A 20,111-nucleotide genomic window follows, 5' to 3' on the forward strand; every position below is an offset into this window, starting at 1 on the left:
GCGACAGACTCCGCCCGAATCAGGCCGGCCCGCGCCGATCCGGCGCGTCCGGATCGGGGAACCATCGGCCACGGGAGAACAGCGTGGGGGAAGTCGCGAACCAGCGTCATGCGGCGGAGTCGGCGGCGCCTGCCGGAGCGTCGCATCCGGCCGGCTCGGACATGCCGGGTCCGGGGCAGCCGTTCCTGGCGGCCGACGTCGGCGGCACGCATGCGCGCATCGGCCTGGTCGTGGGCCGGACGGCCGGCCGGCGGCCGGTCAGCGTGCTGCATTACCACCGCTACAGCTGCGCCGACTGGTCCGGCCTCGCCGCGATGCTGCAGGATTTCGTCGAGCAGCTGGGCGGCACGCCGCACGCGGCGCTGCGCGGACAGCTGCGCCACTGCGCGGTGGCCTGCGCCGGCTACGTGCTGGACGACGCGATCGTCAACGAGAACCTGCCGTGGCCGGTGTCGATCCGCGAGATCCGCGACGGCCTAGGCATCCGGCGGTTGATGGTGATCAACGATTTCGAGGCGCTGGCCTACGCCACCCAGTTCATCGGCGCCGACGAGACACAGCCGGTCATCGACGCCACGCTGCCGCCGTCACCCGGGCCGGTGCTGGTGATGGGGCCGGGCACCGGACTGGGTTCGGCGGTGCTGCTGCCGGGCCAGCCGCGCGCGCAGGTGCTGGCCACCGAGGCGGGGCAGGTGTCGCTGGCGCCCGGCAGCGAGCGCGAGATCGAGATCCTGCGGCTGTTCCACCGCCAGCGCGCGCACGTGTCGTTCGAGGACGCGCTGTCCGGCCCGGGCCTGCTCAGGCTCTATCGCGCGCTGTGCGAGCTGCGTGCCGACAGCGCCCGCGCGCTGACGCCGACCGAGGTGACCGGCGCCGCGCTGGCCGGCCACGACGCCGCCGCGGTGGAGGCGCTGGAAATCTTCTGCGGCCTGCTCGGCAGCTTCGTCGGCGACCTGGTGCTGCTGTACGGCGCCCGCGGCGGAGCCTACCTGGCCGGCGGGATCCTGCCGCAGATCCAGCCGTTCCTGCGCACCAGCACGTTCGCCGAGCGCTACTTCAACAAGGGCGTGATGCGCGCCTATCTGCAACAGGTTCCAGTACGACTGATCGAGCACGGCCAGCTTGGTGTCATCGGCGCCGCAGGCTGGTTTCTGGATGGACGGGACGGAGCGATGAGATGACCGCCATCCGGCAGCACGGCGCCGAGCCAGCCTTTGCACCACATCCGCGACCGTCGTCATGCCGGTCTTGATTCGAGCCAGCCTCTGAGGGGAGGAGATCATGAACTACCGCAAGACATTGCTAGCCGCGAGCATCATCGCCAGCCTGTGCGTTTCCGGCGCGCTGTATGCGCAGGACAGCCAGGAGAATGCCGACAACCCGTCCGGGCAGAACCACACGAAGGAAAAACAGGCCAGGACCCTGAGCACGGTGATCGTCACCGGCATCCGCAACAGCGAGGCCGAATCGCTGGCGCTGAAGAAGGAAGCGGCCTCGCACGTCGAGGTCATCACCGCCGAGGACATCGGCAAGCTGCCGGCCAAGAACGTGGCCGACACGCTGCAGCGCCTGCCCGGCGTCAACATCAGTTCGTCGAGCGCCAGCGAAGGCGGTTTCGACGAGAGCGACCGGGTGAGCCTGCGCGGCACCGCGCCCAGCCTCACCCAGACCCTGGTCAACGGCCATACCGTGGGCACCGGCGACTGGTTCGTGCTGAGCCAGGTGCAGACCGTGGGCCGCAGCGTGAGCTACACCTTGCTGCCGTCGGAGATCGTCAGCCAGGTGGTGGTGCACAAGACCTCCGAGGCCAGCATCGTCGAAGGCGGCAGCGCCGGTTCGGTGGACATCATCACCCGCAAGCCGCTGGAGTTCGCCAAGCCGATCACCGCCGAGGCCTCGATCGGCGGCGTGTACTCGGACCTGCCTGGCGACACCAAGCCGCAGTTCAGCGGCCTGTTCAACTGGAAGAACGACGCCAACACCGTCGGCGTGCTGGTGCAGGGCTTCTACGAGAAGCGCAGCCTGCAGCGCAACGGCCAGGAGGTGGTGGGCGGCTACCTGCCCACGAAGGTCGGCGGCAACACCGCCTATTACCCGAACGAGATCGGCGCGGTGCTGTTCACCCAGCAGCGCGAGCGCAAGGGCGGCGTGATCGACTTCCAGGTCAAGCCGACCGACAACCTCACGCTCGACCTCAGCGGCTTCTATTCCAAGCTCAAGGCCGACAACTACAACCGCAACTACATGATGTGGGCCAGCAGCGCGCTGGCGAACGGCGGCGTGCTGACCGCCAATGCGATCAACAACAACGTGGTCACCAGCGGCTCGATCGCCGGCGGCACCGGCGCCTACGGCGTGTACGACCAGATCTCCCGCCCCGGCGCGTCGTCGGAGTCGAAGTACCTCACCCTCGATGCCGACTGGCGCGTCACCGACCACCTCGACCTCAAGGGCCAGATCGGCACCACCCGCGGCACCGGCAGCAGCCCGACCCAGGACGTGATCGAGCTGGGTACCGCCAGCGGCGCCGGCGCCAGCTGGGGCATGCGCGGCATCGGCCAGCCGATCAACTGGACGCTGGGCGGCGACAACAGCTCGCCGTCGGGCATCCTGCCGTCGGCCGGCTGGATCTTCGGCGGCCAGGGCATCAAGGTGAAGGACAAGGAGGATTGGGCGCAGTTCGACGGCGAGCTCAGCTTCGACAACGACGCGTTCACCTCGCTGCAGTTCGGCGGCCGCTACGCCAAGCACACCCGCGCCAATCCGTTCGAAGTGGCGCAGGGCCCGAACTGGGCTTCCGACTGGCAGAACCCGGCCGCCTATCCGACCGGCACCTACAGCAGCTATCCGGGCGGCTTCAACGGCTCGCTGGGCGGCAGCTTCCCCGGCCCGATCTGGTTCTGGACGCCGGCCCAGCTGGCGCAGATCGACGCGAAGTTCGCCAACCGCGATCCGGTCGGGCGCTTCTACTTCAACGACATCTACCGGGTCGGGGAAAAGGACACGGCCGCCTACCTGCAGCTGAACTTCGAGTCCGGCATCGCCAGCGGCAATATCGGCGTGCGCTACGTGAAGACCAAGGAGGACATCGGCTACAGCAGCACCGCGCCGGACCGCGAAGCCACCACGTCCACCGGCCCGATCACCGGCTCGGCCTTCGGCGACTACTACTGGAACACCTACCGGCACAGCTACGACAAGTTCCTGCCCAGCGCCAACCTCAAGCTCGCCGTCACCGACGACCTGCTGCTGCGCTTCGCCGCGTCGCAGACGATGACCCGCCCGGACTACTCGGCGCTGGCCGGCTCGGTCTCGGCCGACGACCTCACCCACACCGGCAGCGGCGGCAACCCGCAGCTCAGGCCGCTGGTGTCGAGCAACTTCGATGCGGTGGCGGAATGGTACTTCGCGCCACGCGGCCTGCTGTCGGCCGGCGTGTACGCGATGAACCTGAAGGACCTACGTCAGCTTCGGCAACCAGACCCGCAGCTTCAAGGACATGCCGGCCAGCCAGGCCGCCGGCCACGACGTGTTCTCGAACTACCTGATCAGCGTGCCGACCAACGTCAACGGCCAGGTCCGCGGCGTGGAGTTGAACTACATCCAGCCGATCGGCGACAACTTCGGCGTGCAGGCCAACTACACCTATGCCGACGGCCATGCCACCGGCAACAAGCCGCTGCAGGGCACCTCGAAGAACACCTACAACGTGTCGGGCTACTTCGAGAACAAGCAGTTCAACGCCCGCGTCAGCTACACCTACCGTTCGGCGTTCTATGCCGGAGTGAGCCGTACCGACACCTACTTCCAGCAGGGCATCGGCAATCTCGCGGTGTCGCTGGGCTACCAGCTCAACGACCACATCTCGCTGTTGCTCGACGCAATGAACCTCAACAATCCGAAGCTGAAGTACTACACGCAGAACGCCACCTACGGGAAGCAGCCGTACGCGTTCTACGACAACGGCCGGCAGTACTACCTGAGCCTGCGCTTCAAGCTCTGAGCCTGTTCCACCGCGAAGCGGGCCACGGACGGCTCCGCATCCTCCCCAACCGGGCCCGGACAAACCTTGCCGGGCCCGTTTTTTGCTAGCGTGACGCACCTGCTGCGACGGAGACCGCCGATGACCCGCCGTTTCATCCTGCTCGGCTGCGCGATCCTGGCACTGGGCTTCGCCGGCCTCGTCCGGGCCGCCGATCCGCCGGTTCCCTCCCTGCTGCCGCTGCCGGCGCAGCTGCGGACCGACGCCGGCGTCTTCACCGTCGATGCGCGCACGCCGGTCGTGCTCGGCGACCAGATCGCCCCGACCCGGCGCACCGGCGCCTGGCTCGCCGACCTGGTCGCGCGCACGCGCGGCCTGCGCCTGCCGCTGCAGCGCGATGGTGCCGCCGCGCACGCGATCGTGCTGCGGCTCGACCCTGCCGCGCCGGTGGCGGACCGCGAAGGCTACGCGCTGGACGTCACGCCCGACGGCATCCGCATCAGCGCACGCGACGACGCCGGCCTGTTCTACGGCGCGGTGACCTTGTGGCAGCTGCTCACCCCCGATGCGGAGCACGGCGCGGTGCGGATACCCGCGCTGCACATCCGCGACCAGCCGCGTTTCGCCTGGCGCGGGCTGATGCTGGATTCCGTGCGGCATTTCCAGACGGAGGAAGAGATCGAGCGCCTGCTCGACCAGATGGCCCAGCACAAGCTCAACACCTTCCACTGGCACCTCACCGACGACCAGGGCTGGCGCATCCAGATCAGGCGCTACCCCGAGCTCACCCGCCTCGGCGCGTGGCGCACGCCCCCGGATGCCGGGCATGACGGCGAGCCGCAGCGCTACGGCGGCTTCTACACCCAGGAGCAGATCCGCCGCATCGTCGCCTACGCTGGCGCGCGCCACATCACGGTGGTGCCGGAGATCGACATGCCCGGCCACGCCCAGGCGGCGGTCGCCGCGTATCCGCAGCTGGGCGTCACCGGCCAGCGTCCGGCGGTGTCGGCGAACTGGGGCATCAACCCGTACCTGTACAACGTCGACGACGCCACCTTCGTCTTCATCGGGCACGTGCTCGACGAGGTGATGGCGCTGTTCCCGTCGACCTACATCCACGTCGGCGGCGACGAGGCGATCAAGGACCAGTGGCAGGCCTCGCCCGCGGTGCAGGCGAAGCTGCATGCGCTCGGGCTGAAGGACGAAAACGCGCTGCAGGGCTGGTTCATCGACCGCATCGGCCACTACCTCGACCGGCACGGCCGCAAGCTGATCGGCTGGGACGAGATCCTCGACAGCGACCACCTGCCGGCCGACGCCACGGTGATGTCGTGGCGCGGCCTCGACGGCGCGATCAAGGCGGCGCTGCTGGGCCACGACGTGGTGCTGTCGCCCGCGCCGGTCCTGTACTTCGACCACGTGCAGGGCGCGCTGGCCGACGACTACGCCGGCCGCCTCGGCGTGGAGTCGCTGAAGGACGTGTACGGCTTCCCGACCGTGCCCGCCGTGCTGGACGCGGCGCAGGCGAAGCACGTGCTGGGCGTGCAGGCCAACCTGTGGACCGAGCACATGCCCACGTTTGCCCACGTGGAACACGCCGCCTTCCCGCGGCTGGACGCGCTCAGTGAAGTGGCCTGGTCGCCTGCCGTCACGAACAACTGGCCGGGCTTCCTCGCCCGCCTGCCGGCGCAGCTCGGGCGCTACCGCGCGCAACACGTCGACGTGGCCGACAGCGCCTTCGCCGTGGAGATCGCCACGGATCGCAATGTGGCGCTGGCCACCGGCCGCGCCACGGTGACGCTGGCCAACCAGGCCGGCTTCGGCGCGATCCGTTACACGCTGGACGGCAGCACACCCACGGCGGCCTCGCCGCGCTACGGCGCGCCGCTCGTGCTGAAGCTGCCCGTCACCGTGCGGGCCGCCAGTTTCGCCGCAGACGGCAGTGCGCTGGCCGCCCCGCGCGCGCGCGCGCTCGATCGCGCCAGCCTGCTCAGCCTGCCCGGCAGCCTGCTGGCGAACTGTCCCGGCAGCGACTTCCGCTTGCGCCTGCAGCCGCTGCCCGACGCCGCCAGCACTGGGCCGGTGTACGCGGTTAACGTGTTCGACAGCTGCCAGCTGTTCCCCGCCACGCGGATGGACGAGGTCGCCGCGATCCGTGTCGACGCGGTGCGCCTGCCGCGCAATTACGCGCTGGCGCACGAGGCGCGGCTGGTGGTGTCACGCCCGCACGCCACGCCGTTCGGCGAACTGGTGGTGCATGCCGACCAGTGTGACGGGCCGGTACTGGCCAGCCTGCCATTGCCCGATCCCGCCCGCAGCGCGCGCAACTTCACGCTGGAGGCCGCGCTGCCGGCGCAGCAGGGCGAGCGCGTGCTGTGCCTGGTCTACACCGCGCCCACCGACGGGCCGCTGTACGCGCTGGCCCGGGTGGCGCTGGTGCCTGCGCCATGAACGGGCGCCTCGCCTCGCTCGACGCCCTGCGCGGCTGCACCGTGGCGGCGATGCTGCTGGTCAACGATCCCGGCGACTGGAGCCACGTCTACTGGCCGCTGGAGCACGCGTCGTGGAACGGCTGCACGCCGACCGACCTGGTCTTTCCATTCTTCCTGTTCGTGCTCGGCGTGTCGGTGGCGCTGGCGATTCTTCCGCGGCTGGAGCAGGGCGTGGCACCGTCCGTGCTGCGCAATGCGGCGCTGTGGCGCGCGCTGCGCATTCTCGCATTGGGCGTGCTGATCAACGCGCTGGCGGCGTGGTGGCTGCCGGGGAGCGACATGCGCTGGCCCGGCGTGCTGCAACGCATCGGCGCGTGTTTCGCCGCGGTGGCGATGTTGGCGATCTACACGCCGCGCCGTGTGTGGTGGGTCGCCATCGTGGCACTGCTCGTGGGCTATACCGTCATCCTGCTTTCCGGTGGCACGCTGGAGAAATGGATCAACATCGCCGATCGCGTCGATGGCGCGGTGTTCGGCCACTACGCATGGGAACGCAACGCGATCACGGGGCAGGTGCACGATCCGGAAGGCCTGCTCAGCACGCTGGGCGCGATCGCCAGCAGCCTGCTTGGCCTGTGCGCCGGCTGCTGGCTGCGTGCCGGGCAGACGCGGCGCCTGTTGCTCGCGGGCCTGCTGGCGTTGCTGCTCGGCGCGTCGTGGTCACCGTGGCTGCCGTTCAACAAGAACCTGTGGACGCCCTCGTTCGTGCTGTGGACCACGGGCTGGGCCACGCTGGCGCTGCTGGCGTTCCATGCACTGATCGACCGGCGCGGCTGGCCGGCATGGGGACGCCGCCTCGGCATCAACGCGATCGCCGCCTACGCCGGTTCCGAACTGATGCAGGTCCTGCTGCCCGCGCTGGGCTGGCAGCCGCCGATCTACCGGCACCTGTTCGCCGGCTGGATGACGCCGCGGTTCGGCCCGTACCTGCCGTCGCTGGCATTCGCCGCGGCGTTCGTGGCGCTGTGGTGGCTGATCGTGCGGGCGATGGACTGGCGCGGCATCCACCTCAAGCTCTAGTGGCGCCGGCGCAGTGCCAGGATGAACAGCGCCATCGACAGCAGCCCCAGCACGAAGCCGATGCCTGCACCCCACAGGCCGCCGATTTCTCCATCGATCAGGTAGCCGATGCCGAAGCCCAGCGGAAACAGCAGCAGGATCGGCAGGCAGCCCATGGCGTCAGTGTGCGGCGGCCCGGGTTTCCGGCAGCGACGGCGGGTAGCGCAGCAAGGCGTGCTTCGCCAGCTGGGTGTCGGCAGCCGACAACTCGATCAGTGCGGCGGGCTTGCCGCCGACCAGCGCGGCGATCGGCGCGCCATCGCGATACAGCACACGCGTGCCGGCCAGCGCCGGCACCTTGTCGCCGGCCAGCACGGTGCCGACCAGGTTCAGCGGGTCGCAGCCGCTGAGGCAGACCAGCTCGCCGTCGTCCGCGCGCGAGCGCACCGCGCGCAGCGGCGCGATCGCCTCGGGCAGCGCGAACTGCTCGCCGACCAGGCCTTCGACGAAGCGCCCGCCGCGGATCTCGCCGCGCGCCTCCAACCGGTGGTACACGCGCAGCAGTTCGCGCCATGGCGGCAGCCACGGCGCCTCGCGCTCCAGCAGTTTCCAGAACACCACGCCGTAGCGGCGCAGCAGGGTGCGCGCGATGTGCTCGATGGCGTCGGGTTCGGCCTTGCCGTTACCCGTTGCCGCCGTGCGCGCCAGTGCCCAGCGCCCCGCATCCTCGATGCCGCTGAGCTGGTGCCGGCGCAGCCGGCGATGCCGGCCGCCGTCGCGCTTCGCCGCCGGCAGCAGCAGGGCGCGCAGGCCGGCGAAGCTGTCGGCGCTGATCCGTCCGGCGGCGACCAGTTCGCCCAGCGCGTCCTCCAGTTCGGTGCGCAGCAGGTGGGCGAGGTCGAGCAGTTCGTCGAAGAACAGCGCGCCATGTTCCTGCAGTGCATCGGCGACGGCTTGCGCGCGCGACGACAACAGGGCTTCCTGCGGCTCGCCGGCGGCGGACGTCCAGACGGCCATTTCGCGTCGCGGCAACAGCACGATCGGCGTGCTGCGCACCGGACCGCCGCCGCCACCGCTGCCCGTGCGCAGGCGGGCCCAGCCGATCCGGCCGGCGCGGCACAACTCGTCCAGCCAGTGGATCGAGTAGTCATCGATGCGCGCCGGCAGCAGCTCGGTCTCCCACGCGCCGGCCGCGGCCTCGTAGCCTTCCAGCTGCGCCAGCGTGGCGGCCAGCGCGTCCGGCCCGCTCAGCCTGGTGGCTGCCGACACGTGCTGCCAGTCGAACAGGAAGCGCATCAGCGCACGCCGGCTCACCGGCTCGATCTCGCCGCGCAGCCGGCCGATGGTGTAGCGGTGGATGCGTGCCAGCAGGTGGCGCTCGCACCATTCGGTGTCGGCGGCATTGGCCGCGAAGCGGCCCTGCATCACGTAGCCCTCGGATTGCAGCCGCAGCAGTGCCTGCTCCGCTTCGCCGGCGTCGACGTTGATGGGTTGCGCCAGTTCATCCACGGTGACCGGACCGAGTCCACCGAGGCGATGGCGCACCAGTTCCAGCAGCGCGTCCTCGCGCGTCCACGACTGCGCGGCGTACTCGGCCGGCGCATCGATCGGCGGCTGCATGGCGGCGTCGGGATGCAGCGCCTGCCACAGCGGCAACTGCTCGGCCGACGTCCAGATCGCGGTAGGAGCGCACCCTGTGCGCGATGGCTCTTCGTCACCCGACGAAAGAGCATCGCGCACAGGGTGCGCTCCTACCGTGAGCAAGGTGGCGCGCGCGGCCCGCGCCAGTGCGCGCAGCCACTCGTTCCAGCCGGGGTTGGCGGCGACTTCATCGGCCGTGACGCAGCCCAGCAGGGTCAGCGCCTCGTGCATCTCGTCGGCGTCGCGCACGCGCGGCCATGCCTCCTCGCGCACGGCGACGATCGCGTCGGGATCGAGCCGGCCGAGGTCGTCGGCGCCGTCGGCGCTGTTCCAGCGGCGCGTCTGCACGGCCTGGGTGCGGCGCTCCTCCAGCGGCGCGTCGTCGAGGAAGGCGTACGGCGCGGCGTTCAGCACCTCGGCGGCGAGCGGGCTGGGTGCGGTGAGGTCGCGCGCCACGATGGCGATGTCGCCGGCTTCGAGCCGGCGCAGGATGGCCAGCAGGCCGTCCACGTCCATCGCCTCGCGCAGGCAGTCGTGCAGGGTCTGGTTGACCAGCGGGTGATCGGGCACCTCGCGCTCGCCCACGATGTTTTCCAGGCAGGCGACCTGGTCGGGAAACACCGCGGCGAGCAGGTCCTCGCTCTTCATCCGCTGCAGCGGCGGCGGGGTCTTCTTGCCGCCGGTGAAGCGCGGCAGCGCCAGCGCGGTCACCGCATTCCAGCGCCAGCGCGCGGGGAACAGCGGCGCATCGAGCAGGGCCTGGATCAGCACGTGCTCGGCGGTGTTCGAGTGCAGGTAGTGCGCCACTTCCTCCAGCGGGAAGCTGTGGCTGGTGGACAGCGAAAGCACGATCGCGTCCTCGGTGGCCGCCGCCTGCAGTTCGAAGTTGAACTGGCGGCAGAAGCGCTTGCGCAGCGCCAGCCCCCAGGCGCGGTTGATGCGGCTGCCCCACGGCGTGTGGATCACCAGCTGGGTGCCGCCGGATTCGTCGAAGAAGCGCTCCAGCACCAGCGTGCGCTGGCTGGGCAGCACGCCGAGCGCGGCCTGCGCGCGGGCGAGGTAGTCGACCAGCTGCTGCGCGGCGGCTTCGTCCAGGCCGAGCTGCTCGCGCAGCCAGGCCATCGCTGCGGGCACGCCGCCGACATCCAGCTGTGCGGAAATTTCCTCGCGCAGACGCGACACGCCGAGCGACAGCTCGTCGCTGCGCCCCGGCGCCTCGCCCAGCCAGAACGGGATGCTCGGCGGCGCGCCGTGCGCATCCTCCACCCGCAGCCGGTCGCGCTCGACGCGCTGGATGCGGTAGCTGGCGTTGCCGAGCTGGAAGATGTCGCCGGCCATGCTCTCGACCGCGAAATCCTCGTTCACCGTGCCCACGATGATCGCCTGCGGTTCCAGCACCACCTTGTAGTCGGCGGTGTCGGGAATGGTGCCGCCGGAGGTCAGTGCGGTGAGCCGCGCGCTGCGCCGCGGGCGCAGCTGCCGGTTCACCGCGTCGCGGTGGATATACGCCGCGCGCGGCCCCTGGCGGGTGGTGAAGCCCTCGGCCAGCATGCGCACCACCGCGTCGAACTCGCCGCGTGCGAGATCGCGGTACGGATGCGCGCGGCGCACCAGCGCGTACAGCGCGTCCTCGCCCCATTCGGCGCAGGCGACTTCGGCGACGATCTGCTGCGCCAGCACGTCGAGCGGTTGCGGCGGCATCACCAACGCGTCCAGCTCGCCGCGGCGCACGCAGTCGAGCAGGGCGATGCATTCGATCAGGTCGTCGCGGGTAGCCGGGAACAGCCGCGCCTTCGGCGTGCCGTCGATGCTGTGGCCGGAGCGGCCGGCGCGCTGCAGGAAGGCGGCGATCGAGCGCGGCGAGCCGAGCTGGCAGACCAGGTCGACCTCGCCGATGTCGATGCCCAGCTCCAGCGAGGCGGTGGCCACCAGCACCTCGAGTTCGCCGCGCTTGAGCCGCTGCTCGGCGTCCAGCCGCAGCTCCTTGGCCAGGCTGCCGTGATGCGCCGCCACGTGTTCCTTGCCCAGCCGTTCGGACAAGTGCCGCGCCGCACGCTCGGCCATGCGCCGCGTGTTGACGAAGACCAGGGTGGTGCGGTGCGCGCGCACCAGCTGGGCGAGGCGGTCGTAGACCAGCGCCCAGCCATCGTTCGACATCACCGCTTCCAGCGGCACCGGCGGCACTTCGATGGCGAGGTCGCGCGGACGGCTGTGGCCCACGTCGATGATGGTTGCTGTGCTCCCTCCCCTGCTCGCAGGGGAGGGTTGGGGAGGGGTGCTCTTTGCTTCAAGAAGATCAAAAGCTTTACCCCCTCCCAACCTCCCCCTGCCGGCAGGGGGAGGGGCAAGAGCGGGGTGCTCGCCGGTGCCGACGAGAAAATCAGCCACCATCTCGATCGGCTTCTGTGTCGCCGACAAGCCGATCCGCAGCAAGCGCCGCCGGCACAGCGACTCCAGCCGCTCCAGCGACAGCGCCAGGTGCGCGCCGCGCTTGCTGCCGGCGATGGCGTGGATCTCGTCGACGATCACCGTGCGCACGCCGGACAACATGGCGCGGCCGGAGGCCGAGCCCAGCAGCACGTACAGCGATTCGGGCGTGGTCACCAGGATGTGCGGCGGCAGCTTGCGCAGCAGGTTGCGTTCCGCCTGCGGGGTGTCGCCGGTGCGCACCGCGGTGCGGATCGCCACGTCGGGCAGGCCGAGTTGTTCCAGCTCGGCGCGGATGCCTTCCAGCGGCGCTTCCAGGTTGACGTGGATGTCGTTCGACAAGGCCTTCAGCGGCGACACGTAGACCACCGTGGTGGCGTCGGCCAGCACGCCGCCATGCGCCACGCCCTCGCGCACCAGCGCGTCGATCGCGGCGAGGAAGGCGGTGAGCGTCTTGCCCGAGCCGGTCGGCGCGGCGACCAGGGTGTGCTGGCCGGCGCGGATCGACGGCCACGCCGCCGCCTGCGCCGCGGTGGGCGCGGCGAAGGCGCCGCGGAACCACGCGGCGACGGCAGGATGGAAATCGGCGAGCGGGGATGACATGGGTCTCCCGGAGATGGGTACCATCGGCGCGGCACGCAAGCGCGGAGCACCGGACCGTGACGCAAGTGGCTTGCGATGAAAACGTTACGTTAGCACCCTGTGGGTCACCGCCACGCCACCCCTTTCCCATCTCGAGGTCGTCCATGTCCCGTCGTTCGCCGTACCTGCTTGCCAGCGCCATCGCCCTCGCCGTGGTGGCCGGCGCCGCCGCCGGGGAACCGCCGCCGGCGCGGCCGTGGATGGACGCCGCGCTGTCGCCCGATGCGCGCGCCGCCCTGGTGGTGCAGGCGATGACCCCGGACGAGAAATTCCAGCTGATTACCGCCCGTTACGGCAGCGGCTCCGACGGCCGGCCGATGCCGGACGGCGCGCTGGGTTCGGCGGGCTTCGTGCCGGCGCTGGCGCGGCTGGGCCTGCCGGCGCTGCAGGAAACCGACGCGGGACTGGGCGTGGCGCGCCCGCTCAATGCCCACAGCAGCGATGGCGCCACGGCCTTGCCCTCCGGCCTGGCGACGGCGGCCAGCTGGGACCCGGCCGTGGCCGAGGCCGGCGGCGCGATGATCGGCCTCGAGGCGCACCGCAAGGGCTTCAACGTGCTGCTGGCCGGCGGCGTCAACCTGCTGCGCGATCCGCGCAACGGCCGCAATTTCGAGTACGCCGGCGAGGATCCGCTGCTGGCCGGCATCATGGCCGGCCATGCGGTGCGCGGGGTGCAGTCGCAGCACGTGGTGTCCACGCTCAAGCACTACGCCGTCAACGACCTGGAAACCGGCCGCAACACGATGAACGCGAAGCTCGACCCGGTCGCCGCGCGCGAATCGGACCTGCGCGCGTTCGAGATCGCGCTGGGCATCGGCGAGCCGGGCTCGGTGATGTGCGCGTACAACCGCGTCAACGGCACCTATGCCTGCGAGAACGAGTGGCTGCTCGACCAGGTGCTCAAGCGCGACTGGGGCTTCAAGGGCTTCGTGATGTCCGACTGGGGCGCGGTGCACAGCGCGGCGAAGTCGGCGCTGGCCGGGCTCGACCAGGAATCGGCCGGCGAAACGTTCGACCCGCAGGTCTACTTCGACGGGCCGCTGCGCGAGGCGGTCGCCGCGGGCGAGGTGCCGCAGGCGCGGCTGGACGACATGGTGCAGCGGATCCTGCGTAGCCTGTTCGCGGTCGGCGCGATCGACCACCCGGCCGGGCCGGCGCCGATCGACTACGCCGCCGACGCGAAGGTGGCGCAGGACGCCGCCGAAGCGGGCGCGGTGCTGCTGCGCAACGAGGGCGGGTTGCTGCCGCTGGCGGGCACGCTGAAGTCGGTGGCAGTGATCGGCGCGCACGCGGACAAGGGCGTGCTGGCCGGCGGCGGTTCGTCCGCGGTGACCGCGCCGGGCGGCAACCCGGTGGTCGGCCTGGCGCCGACCGCCTGGCCCGGCCCGGTGAAGTACCACCCGTCCGCGCCGCTGGCGGCGATCGCCCGGCGCGTGGGCGGGAACGCCCGCTACGCCAGCGGCGCCGACATCGCGGCTGCGGCGGAGCTGGCGGCGTCGTCCGAGGTGGCGGTGGTGTTCGTGCAGCAGTGGGCGGCCGAGTCGTTCGACCGTCCTGGCATGGCGCTGGACGGCAACCAGGATGCGCTGGTCGCCGCCGTCGCCAAGGCCAACCCGCGCACCGTGGTGGTGCTGGAGAACAACGGCCCGGTGGCGATGCCGTGGCTGGCGCAGACCGCGGCGGTGCTGGAGGCGTGGTATCCCGGCAACGCCGGCGGCGAGGCGATCGCGCGGCTGCTGTTCGGCGAAGTCGATCCCTCCGGCCGGCTGCCGCTCAGCTGGCCGCGCGACGAGTCGCAGCTGCCGCGCCCGGCGATCGCCGGTGCCGGCCTGGCCGAGATCGGCTTGCCGCCGCAGGGCAAGCCTGCCGATACGGTCGACTACGACATCGAGGGCGCCGACGTCGGCTACCGCTGGTTCCAGCGCCGTGGCGAGAAGCCGCTGTTCCCGTTCGGCTACGGCCTCGGCTACACCACGTTCGGCTATGGCCCGCTGGCCGTCGCGAGGGATGCGACCGGCGCGGTGACGGCGTCGTTCACGGTCACCAACACCGGCCGGCGCGCCGGCGCCGACGTGCCGCAGCTCTATGCGCGGCTCCCCGGCGAGGCGGCATCGCGGCTGGTCGGCTGGCAGAAGGTGGCGCTGCAGCCGGGCGAGACGAAGCGGATCCGTCTCGCCCTGCCGGCGGTGCGTTTTGCGCGCTACGACGAACGCGACCATGGCTGGCGCGTCGCGGCCGGCGCCTGCCACCTGCTGCTCGGCCATTCCTCGGCGCAGATCGAGCAGCAGGCGAAGCTGCGGCTGCCCGGGGTCTTTCCCGCCGGCATGCAGCGCTAGGGAAGGTCTGGCCAATCGGCTTTTTGCCCGCCATTCCTGCCTTTGCCGGAATGGCGGGCCAAATCAGAGCTTCCCTGGGGATGCTTCGGCTCGCTTTCACAAAAGGGTCGGCTGTATGACAATGCGTTGACGACGCGGCGTCGGAGTGGGCCGCACTGCGGTCGTCCCCTCCCTCGACAAAAGGACCGACCATGCACGCCGTCACCTCGCTGCGTCACGCCGTACTTGCTGCCTGCCTTGCCGCCGCGCTGGCGCCGGCCGCCGCGCCGGCGCAGCAGGCCGCCCCGGCCAAGCCGCAGGCTGCCAAGGCCACCGAGCTGCAGACCGTGAACGTCACCGCCTCGAAGCGGGTGGAGAACATGCAGAAGGTGCCGATGGCGCTGACCGTGCTGACGGCGGACAAGCTGGAGGCGTTCGGCCAGTCCGGCGACACCGTGCTGCAGCTGGCCTCGCGCGCACCCAGCGTGTATGCCGAGACGTCCTACGGCCGCGAGTTCCCGCGCTTCTACATCCGCGGCCTCGGCAACAGCGACTTCGACCTCAACGCCTCGCAGCCGGTGTCGATGGTGTACGACGACATCGTGCAGGAGAACCCGATCCTGAAGGGCTTCCCGCTGTTCGACCTGGCCCAGGTCGAGGTGCTGCGCGGCCCGCAGGGCACGCTGTTCGGGCGCAACTCGCCGGCCGGCGTGATCAAGTTCGAGTCGGTGCGCCCGAGCCAGGAGACCAGCGGCTACGCCCGCGTCTCGTACGGCACGCTGGGCACCGCAAATGCCGAGGCCGCGCTCGGCGGCGCGCTCGGCGGGCACTGGTCCGGCCGCGTTTCGGCGCTGGCGCAGCACCGCGACGGCTGGATCGACAACACCTTCACCGGCCAGAAGGACGTGCTGGGCGGCTACAACGACCGCGCCGTGCGGCTGCAGGCGCTGTACGAGAACGGTGGCTTCAGCGCGCTGATCAACGGCCACGCGCGCTGGCTGGACGGCAGCGCGATGGTCAACCGCGCCAATGCGATCGAGCTGGGCAGCCCCAGCTTCGTGCCCGGTTTCGACCGCTACAAGGTGGCGCAGGACGGGCTCAACAAGCAGCACCTGTTCAGCTGGGGCAGCAACCTGCACCTGGCGTGGAACGTGGGCGACTACACCTTCACCTCGATCACCGGGCTGGAGCGCGCCACCACCTACAGCCGCGGCGACGTCGACGGCGGCTACGGCGCAGTGTTCCACCCGCCGATGGGCCCGGGCTTCATCCCGTTCCCGTCCGAAACCGCCGATGCGCTGCCGCACGACCGCCAGATCACCCAGGAATTCCGCCTCGCCAGCAACCAGCACGACAAGCTCAACTGGCAGGTCGGCACCTACTGGTTCGACGAAGACATCGCGATCAGCAATTTCGACTACGCCACGTTCAACAACCATGCCCTGGACGGCTATGCGAGGCAGACCCAGCGCACCAAGGCGTGGGCAGTGTTCGGTTCGGCCAACTACCAGCTCGCCGACGACTTCGAGCTGCGCGCCGGCGCACGCTGGTCGCACGACTCACGCGACTTCCAGGTGACGCGCTATCTGTCGCCGTTCGGTGCGGGTCCGCTGCATTTGACGGCCCAGCCGCACGACTCGCGCTGGAGCGGCGACCTCACCGGCACCTGGACGCTGAACCCGAACGTCAACGTGTATGCGCGCGTCGCCAACGGCTTCCGCGCGCCCAGCGTGCAGGGCCGCGTGCTGTTCTCCGACTTCATCTCGCAAGCCAAGCCAGAGACGATCACCAGCTACGAGCTGGGCGTGAAGACCACCGGCATGGACAACCACGTGCGCTTCAACGCGGACGTGTACGGCTACAACATGCACAACCAGCAGCTCACCGCGGTGGGCGGCGACATCAACATCACCCGCCTGATCAACGCGAAGAAGACCGAAGGCTACGGCGCCGAGTTCGACCTGGAGGCCTACCTCACGCCGAACTTCGTGCTCACCGCCGGCGGCAGCTACAACTTCACCAAGCTGAAGGACCCGGGCCTGGCGGTGGCCGTGTGCGGCTCCGGCTGCACCGTGCTCAACCCGCTCAACGCCGCGGGCAATGCGCTGATCGACGGCAACACCTTGCCGAACGCGCCGAAGTGGATCGGCACGCTCACCGCGCGTTACGGCATTCCGTACGGGGACAGCGGCGAGTTCTTCGTTTACAGCGACTGGAACTACCGCAGCGAAGTGAATTTCTTCCTGTACGACTCGGCCGAGTTCAAGGGCAAGCCGTTGCTGGAAGGCGGCGTGCGGCTCGGCTACAACTGGGATTACGGCCGCCGCGAGGTCGCCCTGTACGGCCGCAACATCACCGACAAGCGGGCGATCACCGGCGCGATCGACTTCAACAACCGCACCGCCTTCGTCAACGACCCGCGCATCATCGGCGTGGAATTCCGCGCCGAGCTGTAACCGGAAGCGCCGGTGTCCGTCGCGCCAGCGGCCGGCGTGGCGGATGTCCCGCCCATGCCCGCGCCGCGGCCCGCGCCCGCCATGCAAGCGGCGTGCGGCCATGCCAAGATGCATGCCGGCCGCTGCCCGCGAGGATGCCGAGGGGAGTCCGTGGGCGGCCGCCCCGGGGCAAAGGAAACCTATGCGTACATGGTATGAGGGAGCGATCCGCCGGCTCGGCGTGCTGATGTTGCTGTGCGGTCTGGGCCTGGCGGGGGCGCCGGCGGCACGCGCGGCCAGCCTCGATCCCGCGATGCTGCCGAAGATCCAGGCGGCCACCTTCGAGGTGGTGCAGGCCAAGCCGACCAGCGATCCGCTGAGCTACGAGCGGCCGCTGCCGCTGGACCTGCTGCCCTACCAGGAGCGTACCGACAAGTACTATTCCATCGGCACGGCGTTCGCGATCGGCCACAACCGCTATGTCACCGCCGCCCACGTGCTGCTGGCCGGCACGGGCAGCCTGTGGGGGGTGCCCGAGCTGCGCGACGCCGCCGGCCGCGTGTACCCGATCGGCAGGATCGAGAAGTTCTCGCTGGGCAAGGATTTCGTGGTGTTCACGCTGGCGCAGCCGCCGGCGGGCGACGCCGCGCTGGAGGTCGACGCCAGCCCGGCGCTCAACCAGGTGGTCTACGCGGTGGGCAACGCGCTGGGCACCGGCGTGGTGATCCGCGACGGCCTGTACACCTCCGACACGCCGGAGCAGCTGAATGGCGCCTGGAAGTGGATGCGCTTCTCCGCCGCCGCCTCGCCCGGCAACAGCGGCGGGCCGCTGCTGGACAAGGACGGCAAGCTGATCGGCGTGGTGCTGATGAAGTCGGCCAACGAGAACCTCAACTACGCGCTGCCGATCCGCGAAGTGCTGGACGCACCGTCCGGCCGGGCCGTGATGGATTCGCGCCTCGCCTACCAGATCGACCTGTTCGACACGGTCGAGAACAGCCAGTTCAAGGCGCAGTTCGCGTTGCCGGTCGGCCTGGACGACTTCTATCGCGAATTCCAGTCGCGCATCGACGCCAACAGCGATGCGCAGCTGAAGGCGCTGCTCGCCAAGGAGTCCGCCAACCTGTTTCCGAATGGCGCGGGTTCGGCGCGCCTGCTGCACCAGCAGACGCAACTGAATGGCTTTCCCTCGCTGATCGTGCGCGGCAGCGACGGCGAATGGCGGCGCGTCGGCGAGCAGGCGCAGCATTTCGCGCTGGACGGCAACGGCTACGTGGCCACCGGCGCAGTCGCGCGCAACGGGCTGGTGCGCCTGCGCCGGCCCGACGGGATGGCCGCGGCGACGTTCTACGGTGACGCGAAGACGCGCATGGACCTGCTGGCACGGACCGGCATGTTCCATCGCGCGGTCGCCGGCGAAAAGGTCAAGCTCACCTCGCTGGGCAAGCCCGTGCGCGAGTCGACCCGCCTCGACCGCTGGCAGCGGCCCTGGCACGTCGCCGTGTGGCCGCTGCCCTACGCCAACGCGCTGGTGGTGGCGTATTCGCTGCCGGTGCCGGACGGCAGCGTGATGCTGGTGCGCTTCACGCCGCCCGCCCACGAGCACGACACCATGCTGGACCTGGACGAGCTCAGCAGCTTCGTCTACGTCACCTACCAGGGCACCCTCGCGCAGTGGAAGGATTTCCTTGGCAACCCGGCGCTGCAGCCGGCCACGCTGAAGGGCATCCGCATCGACGCCGACTACGACCGCCGCTTCAGCTACAGCTCGCCGCGGGTGGCGTTCTCCTATCCGTCCACCCTGCAGGAGGTCAAGCCGGACAACCTGCTGTGGCTGGGCTTCCGTTTCTTCCTGGACGGCGGCAAGCCGGTGTGGGACGTGGGTGATGTGAACGTCTGGAAGGACTCGGCCTCCGACGACCACAACAACGTCAACGTCCAGCGCTACGTCGCGCCGCCGCCGGGGCTGGACGACGACCTGAGCAGCCGCTGGCGCAAGCTGGCGGAGCGGCAGTATCCCTACAATGCCGTGGCGCGCTACGAGAACGACCTGATGATGATCAACGCCGTGGTCGCCCCGGCCGCCGCGGGCGGCAGTCCGTCCACGGTGCTGTACACCGCCTTCTACGGCACCGCGGGCACCCAGCCCCAGGCCGACATGAAGGGCAAGCTCGACCTGCTGACGAAGGACATGCGGGTCACGGAACACTGATGGAGGCCCAGGCGCGGATCCCGGCCAACCGGGATTCGCGCCGGCCCATACGGCACGCGCGGCGGCGCCGGACCCAAAACGGACGCGAAACCACCCATGCACGCGGCACTGCAGAACCGTCCTGCGGACGGCACCGAACCCACGTCCTGGCTCGACCTGGCCGACGGCCAGCGGCTGTTCCTGCGCGACTGGCCGCTGCCGCAGGCGCGCGGCGCGGTGCTGCTGGTGCACGGGCTGGGCGAACACAGCGGCCGCTACCGGCGCCTGGCGCGGTGGTTCAACCAGCGCGGCTATGCCGTGCGCGGCTACGACCAGCGCGGCCATGGCCAGACCCCGGGCCGCCGCGGCCGCCTGCGCCACGGCGACGACCTGCTGGAAGACCTCGCCACCGCCTACCACGACTACGCCAACGGCCTGCCGCATCCGCCGCTGCTGCTCGGCCACAGCATGGGCGGGCTGGTCGCCCTGCGCGCGGCATTGGATGGCCGCGTGGCGCCACCGGCGCTGGTGCTGTCCTCGCCGGCGTTGCGCAGTTGGGAGTCGCCGCGGATGATCGCCCTGGCGCGGCTGCTGAGCCGCGTCGCGCCGAGCCTGCCGCTGCGCAACGGACTGGCCGTCGACAAGCTGTCGCACGACCGGCAGGTGGTGATCGACTACCGCGGCGACCGGCTGCAGCACGGCTGGATCACGCCGCGGCTGGCCGATTTCATCTTCCGTGCCGGCGCCACGTGCATCGCCGACGCCGCCGGCCTGGCGCAACCGACCCTGCTGCTGGTGGCGGACAGCGACGAGCTGGTGGATCCGTCCGGCAGCCGCGAGTTTGCCCGCCGGGCGGCCGCGACGGGCCGGCTGACCACGCGCTTCTTCTCGACGCTGTACCACGAGCTGTTCAACGAGGCCGAGCCGGGGCGCGGCCAGGTGCTGATGCAGCTGGGCGACTGGCTGGGCCGGCAGACGCCGGAGTGA

Annotated in this window: 9 protein-coding genes and 1 pseudogene; 8 read left to right on the plus strand and 2 right to left on the minus strand. The window is 70.4% G+C overall.

Features of this window, described 5'->3' with window-relative positions; genetic code table 11:
- The first annotated feature begins 83 nt into the window (after positions 1–83).
- The 4 genes and pseudogenes from glk to AC3WRN_RS07020 all read left to right on the plus strand — a co-directional run bounded on the left by glk (position 84) and on the right by AC3WRN_RS07020 (position 7,494).
- Complete coding sequence (gene glk / locus AC3WRN_RS07005) at positions 84–1,181, plus strand: glucokinase (protein WP_492622429.1); 1,098 nt, start codon at positions 84–86, stop codon at positions 1,179–1,181.
- 100 nt (positions 1,182–1,281) lie between these two features.
- A pseudogene (locus AC3WRN_RS07010) lies at positions 1,282–4,003 on the plus strand (TonB-dependent receptor).
- 120 nt (positions 4,004–4,123) lie between these two features.
- Positions 4,124–6,433 carry a beta-N-acetylhexosaminidase gene (locus AC3WRN_RS07015; RefSeq protein ID WP_492622430.1) on the plus strand — a complete coding sequence of 770 codons (2,310 nt, stop codon included), beginning with the start codon at positions 4,124–4,126 and terminating at the stop codon, positions 6,431–6,433.
- A complete protein-coding gene (locus tag AC3WRN_RS07020; protein WP_492622431.1) occupies positions 6,430–7,494 on the plus strand; it encodes an acyltransferase family protein in 1,065 nt (354 codons plus the stop codon). The genes AC3WRN_RS07015 and AC3WRN_RS07020 overlap by 4 nt, the downstream gene beginning before the upstream one ends.
- Here AC3WRN_RS07020 and AC3WRN_RS07025 read toward each other — a convergent pair.
- Together AC3WRN_RS07025 and AC3WRN_RS07030 are read right to left on the minus strand one after the other, a co-directional pair.
- Positions 7,491–7,649 carry a hypothetical protein gene (locus AC3WRN_RS07025; protein ID WP_162840142.1) on the minus strand — a complete coding sequence of 53 codons (159 nt, stop codon included), beginning with the start codon at positions 7,647–7,649 and terminating at the stop codon, positions 7,491–7,493. The genes AC3WRN_RS07020 and AC3WRN_RS07025 overlap by 4 nt on opposite strands.
- 4 nt (positions 7,650–7,653) lie before the next feature.
- Positions 7,654–12,144 (minus strand): DEAD/DEAH box helicase, encoded by a 4,491-nt coding sequence (locus tag AC3WRN_RS07030; protein ID WP_492622432.1) that lies wholly within the window; start codon positions 12,142–12,144, stop codon positions 7,654–7,656.
- 143 nt (positions 12,145–12,287) lie between these two features.
- On the opposite strand from AC3WRN_RS07030, the gene AC3WRN_RS07035 reads away from it, so the two are divergent.
- The 4 genes from AC3WRN_RS07035 (at position 12,288) to AC3WRN_RS07050 (ending at position 20,111) form a co-directional block, all read left to right on the plus strand.
- The gene (locus AC3WRN_RS07035) at positions 12,288–14,519 is read left to right on the plus strand and encodes a glycoside hydrolase family 3 C-terminal domain-containing protein (RefSeq protein WP_492622433.1); all 2,232 of its coding nucleotides are present in this window, start codon (positions 12,288–12,290) and stop codon (positions 14,517–14,519) included.
- A 191-nt stretch (positions 14,520–14,710) separates the two neighbouring features.
- Positions 14,711–16,954, plus strand: a complete 2,244-nt coding sequence (locus tag AC3WRN_RS07040) for a TonB-dependent receptor (RefSeq protein WP_492622434.1) — start codon at positions 14,711–14,713, stop codon at positions 16,952–16,954.
- A 181-nt stretch (positions 16,955–17,135) separates the two neighbouring features.
- Positions 17,136–19,145: a S1 family peptidase gene (locus AC3WRN_RS07045; protein ID WP_492622435.1), complete on the plus strand. Its 2,010-nt coding sequence runs from the start codon at positions 17,136–17,138 to the stop codon at positions 19,143–19,145.
- A 96-nt stretch (positions 19,146–19,241) separates the two neighbouring features.
- Complete coding sequence (locus tag AC3WRN_RS07050) at positions 19,242–20,111, plus strand: alpha/beta hydrolase (protein ID WP_492622436.1); 870 nt, start codon at positions 19,242–19,244, stop codon at positions 20,109–20,111.

This window comes from Rhodanobacter sp. FW101-FHT13A11, assembly GCF_058790335.1.